At 37.7% G+C, this 13,459-nt stretch carries 10 protein-coding genes; 3 read left to right on the forward strand and 7 right to left on the reverse strand.

Annotation, left to right across the window (positions count from 1 at the left end; translation table 11 throughout):
* Positions 1-475 precede the first annotated feature (475 nt).
* From ileS to trpS, 3 genes are all read left to right on the forward strand, one after another.
* Positions 476-3,577, forward strand: a complete 3,102-nt coding sequence (gene ileS / locus J2Z23_RS18300; protein ID WP_420795725.1) for an isoleucine--tRNA ligase — start codon at positions 476-478, stop codon at positions 3,575-3,577.
* A 542-nt stretch (positions 3,578-4,119) separates the two neighbouring features.
* Positions 4,120-5,252, forward strand: a protein-coding gene (locus tag J2Z23_RS18305; protein WP_209974784.1) for an IS3 family transposase whose coding sequence is annotated in 2 segments (ribosomal slippage) — positions 4,120-4,369 and positions 4,369-5,252 — 1,134 coding nt in all. Because the reading frame shifts where the segments join, the coding sequence is not laid out codon by codon here.
* Between the two features lie 362 nt (positions 5,253-5,614).
* A complete protein-coding gene (gene trpS, locus J2Z23_RS18310; protein ID WP_209974786.1) occupies positions 5,615-6,625 on the forward strand; it encodes a tryptophan--tRNA ligase in 1,011 nt (336 codons plus the stop codon).
* Positions 6,626-7,336: 711 nt separating this feature from the next.
* On the opposite strand, the gene J2Z23_RS18315 is transcribed toward trpS, so the two are convergent.
* From J2Z23_RS18315 to J2Z23_RS18345, 7 genes are all read right to left on the reverse strand, one after another.
* On the reverse strand, positions 7,337-7,972 hold the full coding sequence (locus J2Z23_RS18315; RefSeq protein WP_064468496.1) for a response regulator: 636 nt from the start codon (positions 7,970-7,972) through the stop codon (positions 7,337-7,339).
* Positions 7,973-8,221: 249 nt separating this feature from the next.
* Positions 8,222-9,268 carry a sensor histidine kinase gene (locus J2Z23_RS18320; RefSeq protein WP_082881394.1) on the reverse strand — a complete coding sequence of 349 codons (1,047 nt, stop codon included), beginning with the start codon at positions 9,266-9,268 and terminating at the stop codon, positions 8,222-8,224.
* Entirely contained in the window at positions 9,265-9,987 is a 723-nt protein-coding gene (gene liaF, locus J2Z23_RS18325) for a cell wall-active antibiotics response protein LiaF (protein WP_057982835.1), read from the reverse strand. Before liaF ends, J2Z23_RS18320 begins: the two co-directional genes overlap by 4 nt.
* A 294-nt stretch (positions 9,988-10,281) precedes the next feature.
* Positions 10,282-10,920 (reverse strand): PspA/IM30 family protein, encoded by a 639-nt coding sequence (locus J2Z23_RS18330; protein WP_057982836.1) that lies wholly within the window; start codon positions 10,918-10,920, stop codon positions 10,282-10,284.
* 4 nt (positions 10,921-10,924) lie between these two features.
* Positions 10,925-11,293, reverse strand: coding sequence for a lmo0954 family membrane protein (locus tag J2Z23_RS18335; RefSeq protein WP_057982838.1), 369 nt, complete (start codon positions 11,291-11,293; stop codon positions 10,925-10,927).
* Between the two features lie 349 nt (positions 11,294-11,642).
* On the reverse strand, positions 11,643-12,329 hold the full coding sequence (locus J2Z23_RS18340) for a response regulator transcription factor (RefSeq protein WP_057982840.1): 687 nt from the start codon (positions 12,327-12,329) through the stop codon (positions 11,643-11,645).
* On the reverse strand, positions 12,307-13,413 hold the full coding sequence (locus J2Z23_RS18345) for a sensor histidine kinase (protein WP_209974788.1): 1,107 nt from the start codon (positions 13,411-13,413) through the stop codon (positions 12,307-12,309). The genes J2Z23_RS18340 and J2Z23_RS18345 overlap by 23 nt, the downstream gene beginning before the upstream one ends.
* Between the last annotated feature and the right edge of the window lie 46 nt (positions 13,414-13,459).

The raw sequence follows: 13,459 nt of genomic DNA on the forward strand, positions 1-13,459 counted from the left end.
GATGCAACTTTTTGCATGAATCTAAAGAAACCAATTCAAGAACTGTTTGACTTTTATTATTTGCTTCGTTATTATTGACAATAATTTAATATACAATTTGATGACGAGAAAGAGTAGTTATGTTTATCTTATCTACAGAGAGTTGACGAAGTGCTGAAAGTCAACGGTAAGACCATAATGAAAATCCTCTCCGAGAAGCAAAGTTGAAAGCTCACTTAAACTTTGACGGCATTCTACCGATACCCAGGACGCGTATGATGGTACGTAGTGTATAGCAGTAAAAAACCACTACTATGGTTTTTTATTTTGTTTATGGAAGCTTATATAATTGTATATAAACTCGATCTCTACGTATAGGGATCGAGTTTTTTGTTTAAATAGAAATTTTATCAATTAGGCCTAAAGATTTAGTTTTTGAAGATGGCTGTTAGAAACTGATAAGTAGTTTTATTAGATAATGAATAAAATTGAGGTGATTACATTGAAAGAAGCTAATGTCGAGATGGAGTTACGCATTCGCAAACAATGGGAAAAAGAAAAAGTATTCGAACGCTCCATTGCTAATCGAGAAGGAAGAGAGTCATTTGTTTTCTATGAAGGTCCCCCAACAGCTAATGGCTTACCCCATGCAGGTCATGCACTTGGTCGTACGATTAAGGATTTTGTGGCAAGATACAAAACGATGTCAGGTTACCAAGTGTTGAGGAAAGCGGGTTGGGATACACATGGTTTACCTGTGGAATTAGAGGTGGAAAAACAGCTTAATATTCGTGGAAAAGATCAAATCGAAAAATTTGGTGTAGAAAATTTCATTCAAAAGTGTAAGGAAAGTGTTTTTGCCTATGAAAATGAATGGAAGCAATTTACGCATGCACTTGGATATTGGGTTGATATGGAGGATCCGTATATCACTTTAGAGAATGACTATATTGAATCTGTTTGGAATATTTTAGCCACTATCCATGATAAAGGCTATTTGTATAAGGGACATCGGGTTGTGCCTTATTGTCCTCAATGTGAGACATCCCTCAGCTCCCATGAAGTCGCTCAAGGATATAAAGATGTTTCAGATTTATCCGTTACTGCTAAATTTCGTTTAAAAGAAAAAGAAAATGAATACTTTTTAGGCTGGACGACCACACCATGGACTTTGCCGGGAAATATCGCCTTAGCTGTCAATTCGCAAATGAAATATGTGCGAGTGAAACAAGGGGAGGAAATATATATTTTGGCAGAAATTCTGGCCTCGACAGTGCTGAAAGAGAAGTTTGAAGTACTTGAAGTGATAAAAGGCGAAGATTTAATCGGTCTCTCCTACGAGCCACCATTTCATTATATGACTGTAGTGAATGGACATAAAGTGCTTGGCGCTGATTTTGTGACAGATACAAGTGGAACAGGGATTGTGCATATCGCCCCTGCCCATGGTGAAGATGATTACAAGGCTATCCAAGAGAACCAGTTTGATTATGTAAATGTCGTTGATCCGAAAGGGCGTTATAAGGAATATGTAACACCGCTGGCGGGGCGATTTGTAAAAGATTGTGATGTAGACATCATTAAGATGCTAGCTCAGAAAAATCTTTTATTTGATAAACAAAAATATGAACATAGTTATCCTCATTGTTGGCGTTGCGATAGTCCACTTCTTTATTATGCAATGGAAGGATGGTTTATCAAGACCACAGCCGTAAAGGAAAAAATGCAGGCCAATAATCAAAAAGTCGAGTGGTTTCCAGGACATATAAAGGATGGCAGGTTTGGGAACTTCTTAGAAAACATGGTGGATTGGAATATCGGTAGAAACAGATATTGGGGTACACCATTAAATGTTTGGATTTGCCAAGAATGTGGATTAGAAAAAGCCCCCCACTCTGTTCAGGAATTAAGAGAGCTTGCAACAGTGGAAGTTCCTGAAGAAATTGAGTTGCACAAACCTTATGTAGATCAAGTAGAATTATCTTGTTCCTGCGGTGGGAGAATGAAAAGAACAAGTGAAGTGATTGATGTTTGGTTTGATAGTGGCTCAATGCCATTTGCTCAATATCATTATCCATTTGAAAATAAAGCTCTATTTAAGAACCAATTCCCCGCTGATGTTGTGATCGAAGGGATTGATCAAACTAGAGGCTGGTTTTACAGCTTATTAGCTGTTTCTACTCTATTTACGGGCCAGTTACCATATAAACGTGTGCTTTCATTAGGTCATATTTTAGATGAAAACGGACAAAAGATGTCCAAAAGTAAAGGAAATGCTTTGAATCCAGTAGAGCTGATCAATGAGTTTGGGGCTGATTCATTAAGATGGGCACTGTTAGCAGACAGCTCACCATGGAATAATAAACGCTTTTCTAAAAAAACAGTCAGTCACGCAAAGTCGAAGGTTATCGATACGCTTCAGAATGTGTATTCTTTTTACTCGCTGTATGCAGAAATTGATCAATTTAATCCAAACAGGGACTTAGGTGGGACACGGACGACTTTGGATGAATGGATTTTATCCCGATTAAATTCGGTGATGAAGGAAGTAAGACAAAGTTTAGAAGGTTATGATATGACAAAAGGGGCTCGCGTTCTTTCACTATTTCTTGATGAACTGAGTAATTGGTATGTACGCCGCTCGAGACAACGTTTTTGGAGCAGTGGAATGACAGAGGATAAGAGAGCAGCATTCAGCACTTTATTTGCCGTTTTACAAAAGCTCTGCCAGCTGATGGCTCCTTATACACCGTTTGTGACAGATGACATCTATTTCAACTTAATGGGGGAAAGTGTACATCTAGCGGATTATCCACAGCCAGATGAAAGCCTCATAAACGAACGATTAGAACAGGAGATGGCTGCTGTTTTACAAATAGTGGAGCAGACAAGATCGCTTCGAAATGATGTGGGAATGAAAACAAAACAACCATTAGCAAAGTTAATCGTGATTCCAAAAGAAGAGGAGTTTCCTTTGGCTCACCTTCAACAATACTCATCCATTATTAGAGAAGAAGTGAATATAAAAGAAGTCGAGTTTCGGGAGAATGCAGAAGATCTATTTCAGCTTGATCTCAAATTAAATTTTGCTGTGGCTGGGCCAAAGTTTGGCAAAGCCGTTAGTGAAATAAAAAATAAGCTAGTGGCTTTAAAGGGTCAGGATAAAGATCAATTCCTCAAATCTCAAGAAATCCAGTTATCTTTACAATCTGGGGAAACTGTGACGCTAACACTAGACGATGTAAAGATAGAGAAAAAAGGAAAAGATGGTTATCAATTAGCGGAGGGAAACAACTTTTTAACCTTATTAGATATAAACTTAACTCAAGAATTAAAAGAAGAAGGGTTGGTCAGGGAATTCATCCGTGCGGTACAGACTTATCGCAAGGAATTGAATCTTCCAGTTGATTTACGAGTAGACCTGTTTATCCAAGTTGATCCAAAAATTCAACAAATATTAATGAGGTTTCATGAATTTCTCCATAAGAATCTTATTTTACAGGGCGTTTATTTCGAAGATAAGCAAGAGATGAGAACCTTTGAAGTCGAGGGGAATGAAATGAAGTTATTCATCCATTCTAGTTCTATTGAGGATTAATATGGATGCCTAGGCCTTAAAAATAGCAATAATGGTTTCACGCCTGCGAGGATAGGATAACTCGCAGGTTTTGATTAAGGATCAAAAGCAAGGCTCTGGCATCTATTCTAGTCTGCGTATGGGGTAAACAACCTTCTCATAATAAGGTTACAGAGCAAGCTTATGCGGCTTAAAATAAAGTTCGATAATTTATACAAAAGTTTGCTACCATTACATTGACAGAATGGATTGTTATAATGCAAATAGTTTGACTATTAAATATATAAGTTTATATAATAAATACAATAAAATAATAGCTATGTCCTATGATGAGGAGAAGTAATTAAATTTAGCTACATTACAGAGAGTTAGGGTAGTTGAGAGCCTAGCAAGAAGGAGTTTAACGAATGGACCTCTAAGGAACAAGGTGAAATCTATAAAGAGAGTATCTTAGTGGTGGGCTGCACCTTACAGCAGACAGAGTATGAATCGGTTACACTTAATTGGACAGATTCGTTAAGGTCATATAGACTTGATTCAACAAAATTCGGAGGGAATCAATCATGGCCAAAAGAGAAAGAAGAACTTTTACAAACGAATTTAAAGAACAAATTGTCCAGTTACATGCCTCAGGTAAACCGCGGGCCGAGATAATCAAAGAATACGAGCTGACGCCTTCTGCCTTTGATAAATGGGTTCGCCAACATAAAACAAGTGGATCGTTTGAAGAAAAGGATAACCGAACTCCAGAACAAGAAGAACTAATTAAGCTACGCAAAGAAAATCAAAGGCTTGCGATGGAAAATGATATTTTAAAGCAAGCCGCGCTGATCATGGGACGAAAGTAGATGTGATTCGGAATAACACTCACAAATACTCGGTATCAGCAATGTGTGACGTCCTACAAATTCCTAGAAGTACGTATTATTATGAAGCAAAAATTATAGATGACCAGGAAGAAGAGAAACTGACGAAACTTATCAAAGACATATTCAAGTCCAGTAGAAATAACTACGGTCAAAGGAAAATAAAGATTGAGCTTCAAAAGATGGGTTGGCAGGTATCACGCCGCCGCATTGGGCGGATTATGAAAGAACAGGGACTTGTCTCCAAGTATACCGTGGCCCAGTTTAACCCCCGTAAAACTTCTGTTAATGAATCGGAGACCGGAAATGTCCTTAATCGGGAGTTTGATCAGAATCAGGAGTTGAAAGTCGTTGTCAGTGATCTGACTTACGTCCGCGTCGGACAGAAATGGCATTACATCTGTGTTTTGGTAGACTTATATAACCGTGAAATCATTGGCTACAGTGCCGGACCTGAGAAAACTGCAGCCTTAGTTCAGCGTGCCTTCGCATCGGTTTCCTACAATCTTAATCGCCTCGAATTATTCCATACGGATCGGGGCAGTGAGTTTAAAAACAAGCTTATCGATGAGGCTCTTAAAGTCTTTGGCATTGAGCGTTCCCTTAGCGAAAAAGGAACACCTTATGACAATGCCGTCGCAGAAGCTATGTTTAAGACTATCAAAACAGAGTTCGTCAATGGCACCGTTTTTTCAAGCCAGCAAGAATTGGATCTAGCGCTATTTGATTATGTGAATTGGTTTAATCATATACGAATCCATGGATCGCTTGACTATTTGACCCCCATCGAATATAAGCGCAAGCATCAGGATAGGATATGTGTTATTTAGCGGGAAAGCACATGCTTTACTTGGAGAGGCGGGCATGATAGCCTTGGCGACTGAGCCAGATCTTCTTTATAATCTGGCTTCTCGGCTCGTCATCTTGCCCGCAGAGGCTCCTAGTCAAGCGACGAACTGTACGCACTGCTTTTCGCTAAGGCATCTACCATAAACAAGTTTATGTTCCTTAAAATATTTGTTTAGTTTAGTGTTGACATTCCAGTATGTTAGTACTTGATAATGAGTGGTGTGATGATATATCCATTAAATAATTACACAATTTAGGTGGCAACACGGAAATAATCTCCGTCCTATTAATTTAGGCGGAGTTTTTTTATTTTTAAAAATATAAATATATAAGGAGAGAGCTTATGAGAAAGGAAAATTTATTAACGGGAGATCGACCTACAGGTAAACTTCATATTGGGCATTATATAGGTTCGTTGAAAAATCGAGTCCAATTACAAGACCAATATAACAATTTTATAATGATTGCAGATCAACAAGCATTAACAGATAATGCAAGAAACCCCGAGAAAATTAAAAAGAACCTTACTGAAGTAGCATTGGATTACCTATCAGTAGGAATAGATCCTTCTAAAGTAAATATCTTTGTTCAGTCTCAAATACCTGAACTTAATGAGTTAACAATGCATTATCTGAATATCGTTACGGTCTCCAGGCTTAAAAGGAATCCTACTGTTAAAAAAGAAATAAAGGAAAAGAATTTTAGTGAGAGCCTACCTACTGGATTTCTTATTTATCCAGTTAGCCAAGCAGCAGATATTACAGCTTTTAAGGCAACTGTGGTTCCAGTTGGAGAAGATCAAATCCCCATGATTGAACAAACCAATGAAATTGTAAGAAGTTTTAATTCTATCTATAAAAGAGATGTACTAATAGAAACCAATGCATTACTACCTGAAAAGGGATTAGGGAGATTACCTGGGATCGATGGAAAGGCAAAAATGAGTAAATCGTTAAATAATGCCATTTACTTATCGGATTCTCCAGACACGATCCAAAGAAAAGTTATGTCAATGTATACAGATCCAAATCATATTAGGGTAGAGGATCCTGGAAATGTGGAAAACAATACTGTCTTCACATACTTAGAAGCCTTTTGTTTAGATAAAGTGAAATTAAAGGAAATGAAAGAGCATTATAGAAGAGGAGGCTTAGGAGACGTAAAAGTAAAAAAATATTTGAATGATGTACTTCAAGCAGAATTAGAACCAATTAGAAATAAACGAAACTATTATGAGAAAAATCTAGACTATGTGTTTGAAGTATTGAAAAAAGGTAGTTTGAATGCACGTTCAGTAGCAACAGAAACACTTTTTGGAGTAAGAGAAGCAATAGGAATAAATTATTTTAATTAATGGATAGATGGACAGAAGATGAATTCCCGTAATGATTAGGATGATTTTTATACACAAAATCCACTAGGTATGTGAGACGAACACTAAAACAATCGGGAGTGTTTTTGGGTAGAACATAGTTAGAAAATGATCAATCTTTTTTGAAAAATTGCATAGTGTTTCACAAAAGAATTAACCCGCTTTGATCTACTTTCAAACTGGGTTAATTTTATTTAACGTAAACTATCGGTTTGTGAGGTATCTTTAATTTTCCAAAGCAATACCTCACTCCTCTGAACTCCTTTTCAGTGAATGGAAAGGATAAAGTGTACATAGAGATCGGCTAACCACACCTTTTCGGCGAATGGATGGAATTTCATGTACATAGAGTTTGGCTATGCACATCTTTTCAGCGAAAGGAGCGTATTTCGTGTATATAGAGATCGGCTAAGCACACCATTTCAGTGAAAGGATGGTATTTCGTGTCCATAGGGCATAGCTAAGCACACCATTTCAGCGACTGGATAGGCTTTCGTGTCCATAGAGCATAGCTATGCACACCTTTTCAATGACTGGACTAGATTTCGCGTAAATTGAGCTTTCAGTGAGGCAAGAGTGACATTCAAATCCATAGCTCATTCCTATGCGCTCTTTTTTCGAGATGAGATTTGGATTTCAAAATATCTACATGGCCTCCATCTTGTAGAGAAACGACAGGTAGGTTCTCGCGGGTTACTTTTTGATGACTCCATTTTTAAAAGCATAAATGACAGCCTGTGTGCGATCTTGAACCTCCAGCTTGCTTAGAATATTGCTGACATGGGTTTTAACTGTTTTTAAGGCAATGAAAAGTTCATCCGCCATTTCTTTGTTTGTTTTACCCTGGGTCATAAGTGTGAGAATTTCTAATTCGCGACTTGTTAAATCTTCATGAAGTGAACGCTGCCCTTGATGTTGTAACTTTTTCATCATTTTATCCGTCACTTCTGGTTCAAGCACTTTTTGTCCTTCATAGGCAGACCGAACAGCATCCGCTATATCACTTGCTTTCGAGGTTTTAAGCATATAGCCGGTTGCGCCTGCTTCGAGGGCAGGATATACTTTTTCATCATCCAAAAAGCTTGTAACGACCAAGATTTTTGCTTCCGGCCATTGAGAAATGATTGCAGATGTCGCCTCAATCCCATTCATCTGTTCCATGACTAAATCCATTAAAATAATATCGGGACGAAGGGATAAGGCAAGTTCCACCCCTTGCTCACCATTCTCCGCTTCACCAATTACTTCAATATCAGGTTGGATGGATAAATAAGCTGATACGCCAATTCGGACCATTTCGTGATCATCTACTAATAAAACTTTAATCATCTAACTTCTCCTCCTGATAGATAATGCGTGTTCAAAAAGGAGGATAAAAAGGACCCGTCGGCTAAAAGCGCTGACGTCCTGTCAGCAACGCCGACACTAGCACATCCTGTGCGTCAAAAGTTCGAGGCGGCGTAGTTTCGAGCAGCGCAGAAACAAGCCAACGAACTTCCACAGGATGTGGTGACTTCGATGTTCGACACAGAACGTGTCGGCATTTAGTCGAAGATCTTCAATCTCGAAGTGTCATTTTTACCGGACTTTTTGAACATCCTCTAGTAGAGGAATTTTCACTTCAATGCTTGTTCCTCTTCCTGGAAGACTGACCAACTTAATATTTCCGCCAATTTCAGCTGCTCTTTCCTTCATATTCGTCAATCCATATGAACCAGCTTTCGGATCATCGACATTGAAGCCTTTTCCATCATCCATTACTTTTAAAAATAAATATTGATCTACTTCCATCATATTCACTTCTAATGTACTTGCTTTTGCATGTCTTAATGTGTTGGAGACAGCTTCTTGCATAATTCGGAATATATGATCTTCCACACCTTTTTGTAAGTGAACATCCTGAAGATTCCATGATACGTTCATCGGCAGTTTTGCTGTTAATTCAGATAAAACTTCCTGCATTCCGATTTTTAGGCTTTTGCCTTCCAATTGAATGGGCCGTAGATGGAGAAGCAAAGCTCTCATTTCTGATTGTGCCTCATTGATAATTTCTTCGACCATTAATCGTTGTTTTGCGGTCGTTTCACTCGCTGGATCTGGGCTTTGATTTATGGCAGATAATAGCATCGTCGCAGCGAAAAGCTGCTGACTAACGGAATCATGAAGTTCTCTTGCAAGTCGATTTCTCTCTTGTGTTAGAACTTCTTCCTTCATTTGATTATTCCACTTCATTCGTTCGTTGGAAAATTTCTGATATAATATTGCTTGCTCCTTAAGACGAACACGCATGCTTTCGATTCCTTGCCAAATAGCGGGGAAATCGCCTTTTTCTAGCAATGGGCCATAATCATCTTCATAGTTCCCTCTTTGTAATTCCAAAAGACTTAACTCGATCTTTTCAGCTTTTTTGTCAAGTGAAATACCAAACATATAACCAGTAATAAAACCGATCAATGGGAAAACGACTAAGATGAACAGTAAATTGGAGATTAAAAAAGTCTTTTTGCGTATAAGTAGCTCATCCCAGTTTATATCAACTGTTAGTAATAACATCAATAGAACTAAAAGAAAAATGCAGAGGGCTAGTAACGCAAAGTAAATAGAAAATGTTCTGGCCATTCTCATATGCGTCTCACCTCTAAATCGCCAAAAGCAATATTCGTGATGATTTTTATTCTTCTCGTTGAGCCTTCATTATTCTCATCTGTATAATATATAACATTGGAATTCAAAAGATCTTCTTCATGGTTGAATACTTTTAGCTTTCCACTAAGCGCAGAATGATTCACCGTAATGGCGGCATCAAAAGGAACATTAAGGCGGATATTTCCAATAAAGCCACGTATTACAACGACACTGTCTCCAGGAGGCAACATTGTCATCCCTAAATCAATAATCGTATTTCCGAACCCACATTGTATATTAATATCATCCCATTCAAAAATTTGATTGACGACTTTATAGTTTCCAGTGAGTCTATTTTTAATATACGGTATCTTCCTATTCACTTTTGCCTTTGTACCAGGTGGGACTGTCTCGATGACCAGTTTTTGCTCCTGTTTTTTTACTTTGGAATATAGGATAAGGCCGTAAATCACCGCAGCGATAATAAGTAATTTAAAAAAGCCTGTAGACATGATAGGGATGATAGTGAGTAAGGCTCCAATAATAAAATAAACCTTACCTGATTCACGACGTGCTTTCGTTAGGCCATAATAAATAAGAAAACAACCAATAAGAAGAGGGACGAATAGCCTCCAATTTAGGAAAAGCTCTAAAGCAATTCCGGTTGCGGCAATGAGCATGAACCAGCCTATTTGGCTTTTTTGGCTAAATTTTTTCAAGAATGTCCCTCCAATCGGTTGTTGTTTAGTTTACACGGGTTACCAGTTCAAGGATTCCAGGGGAGCCCCCAATTTGTTTATTCTGCAGAAAGTAGGTCACAAAGATGAACCGCAAGGAAGCGTCAGGACATTCATATCTGAGTTACCAAGAGGATGTCGCAAGCTTATGGGTGTTCAATCTTCAATAGAGAAATAGAGGCACGCAGACTAGATCGTTATGTCCGTATATCTTCGTCTGCATTCCTGCATTCAGCAGGATTAACCTCCACTGCTTTATTTTATCATAAGAACGCTTTATTTCGCTAAATCTTCTTTGTTCATATCTTTTGCAAGCTGTTGGATGCGGGCATCGAATATACTTATTTGATATTCATCATTTGCATTCTTTTCCTCCCGTTCAAATGACATTCCGATCGTTTCGATATTTTCAGCAGCAGCTCCAAATTCCGCTTCTTTAAGTACTTTGTTCATTTTGTTTTTCATCATGACCATATTTTCCTGCCCCATCAGTTCCAGTCTTTTCACATGCATGTCTTTCAGTTTTAACTGCATCTCCTCATATTTATGCTCAAGTTCTGCCAATTGGTCGACAGAATGTTCATAAGACTGTTTCAAACGCTCTGCTCTTTCCTCGTATTGCGCCTGTTCGCGTAAAGCAATTTCGGCCAAATCCTCAGCCCCTGCTTCAAGGGCTATTGCACCTTGTTGTTTACGTTTCTCAGCCATTTCTTCGCTCTGTTTCCACTCTTTGTGAAATTCAACCTTTAATAGCTTTTGTCGTTCAATCAGTTTTGCAGCTTTTTTTACTTCACCCTCACATTCACGTAAATATTTATTAAGCAGAGAGACCGGACTTGATTGTTTCTCTTTGTCAGTCATTTCCTGCAAATCATCAGTGATCGCCTGTTTAATTCGTGTAAATAAATCATGCATTTTTTTAAACTCCTTTATTCTTTAGATTTTTTTCAAGCTCATTCCATTGCTTTTCAAAGTTTGTAAATGGATCGTCGTCTTTCTGATTTATGTCTTCGGTCTTTTCCTTTTTCCATTGTTTATATCCCACATAAAGAATGCAGACGGCCGCTATTCCTACTAGGGCTGGTAAATTCCCAACTAAGCCTGACAGACCAATTAGACCAATGATCCCCCACAGTATTTTGTATCCGGTTGACTCCGTTTTTAAAAATTGTTTGACTGAGTAATAAACAATCAGCAAGCAAATGGCAAAACCAATCATACTCCCTATATTGGCTACGGCAATGCAGGCTAAAATAATCGCCAATATGATCAGGCAAAACTTTTTCATTGCATTTCCTCCTTTCAATTGAACTATCTTAATCATAAAGAATTCTTTTTCATCCTTTAACGATCTACAGCCTTGTTTTTATCTAAGTCTAGAGACCGATATTGCCGTTCATGAAATTTTAATATTTAAAAGTATAGTGAACCGTTGGAACACATGCATAGGAATAGCCTACATATAGCTTCTAAATCAAAAAATGAAATAGAGCATTGATTAATAATGAAGGAATGGAAAGATTTGTTTGGATAGAGGACCCGATAGGAAATAGGGAGGATAAAATATAAAGTATGGATAAGCCTAGAAATTCTATTAGATGAGCTAGGAGAAGAAATGGAGAGTACAATCTCTTCTCCTATTTATTGAAACGATAGCCTACCCCCCAAATTGTTTCGATAAATTGTGGATTGGAAGGATCGGTCTCGATTTTCTCCCGAATCTTTCGGATATGAACGGTAACTGTAGTGAGATCTCCAATAGCATCATATCCCCAAATTCGCTCCATTAATTGTTCTTTAGTAAAAACGATGTTTGGATGGGTTGCTAAAAATTTGAGTAAATCGAATTCTTTTGCCGTCAAAATTTTCTCTTCATCATGGAAGAATACTTGTCTTGAGTCGCTTTGGATCGTTAAACCGTTCACTTGGATATCAAGCTGTTTAGTTTCACGATTAATCAAACGTTCATAGCGAGAAATATGGGCTTTTACTCTAGCTACCAATTCGTTAGGATTAAATGGTTTGATAATATAATCATCGGCTCCCCGATCAAATCCGCGGATCTTATCTATATCTTCTTTTCTTGCCGTAACCATTAGGATCGGGATATCTAAGATTTGGCGCAACCTTTTACACAAATCAAAACCATCAATCCCAGGAAGCATTAAATCCAAGAGAATCAGATCATAAGTATAGTTCCTAGCAAGATTTAATCCCTGTTCACCTGTTGTCGCGATATCACTTTCAAAACCACTGACTTCTAAATAATCCCGTTCTAATTCGGCAATATTTAATTCATCCTCAATGATCAATATTTTTGGCATGTATATCACCTTTTCTTAATGTGAAATAAATACTAGTACCCTTTCCAAGTTCACTATCTGCCCAAATTTCTCCACCATGGGCCGCTATTATTTTCTTGGCAATCGATAATCCTAATCCACTGCCACCTGTGGAGGAATTCCTAGAAGAATCGGTACGATAAAAGCTTTCGAAAATAAAAGGGATATCAACATTACTAATCCCAATACCATTATCTTTTATTTCGACAAGCACATCCGCGTTTTTAAAGTGAAGGGAGACGGTAATTTCTTTTTGCTTGTCCATATATTTCAAACTGTTTTGGATAAGATTCGTTACGACCCGTTTTAATTTTTCTCGATCAGCTTCCACGATATAGGAGTCATCGGGATTGGCTAAAAGGATAGCGGTACCTTGTTCTTTTTCCAAATGGAAGGATAACTCTTCTATAAAATCCTTGAAAAAGAAATATAAATCTACCTTCTCGAAATAGAAAGGTAACTGCTTTAAATCCAACTTTGAATATAAAAATAGTTCATCAATTAATCCATCCATCTCATTCGCTGTTTTATAAATGGTGTCCATATAACGTTCTAGTTTTACTGGAGTATTGGCGACACCATCTTGAATGCCTTTTACATAACCTTTAATGGAAGTTAACGGTGTTTTTAGATCATGCGAAATACTGGCAATTAATTCTTGACGGTTTTCTTCATATTTTATTTGGGCTTCTTTTGCCGCTTTAAGTTTTTGACGCATGATTTCAAATGTTCTCGTAAGCTCACCAAGTTCATCTTTTTGTTTGGATTGTAGGCGAAAATCCAAATCATCCTCACTGATTTTCTTGGCAGCAAAAGATAGTTTTTGAATAGGTTTAATGATACTCCTTGACACATAATATGTTAATAATCCATTAGTGATAGTTAAGACAAAGATCATAGCGACCAAGCGAAAGCTTAGAAAACGGGATAAATCTGCACCATCTGGTTCACCATGAAAAACGACAAATATGAGATAACCCAAAATAATTTCAACCAAAAAGAAACCGATAATCGGGATGATAATCATCCCGATATTGGATAGAACTAAGCGTTTCTTGATTGACAATACCATCACCTACTTTTATATCATTATTATGTGCTAGGTTACTGAA

The sequence above is a fragment of the Lederbergia galactosidilytica genome (assembly GCF_017873565.1).
Taxonomy (GTDB): domain Bacteria; phylum Bacillota; class Bacilli; order Bacillales; family Bacillaceae_C; genus Lederbergia; species Lederbergia galactosidilytica.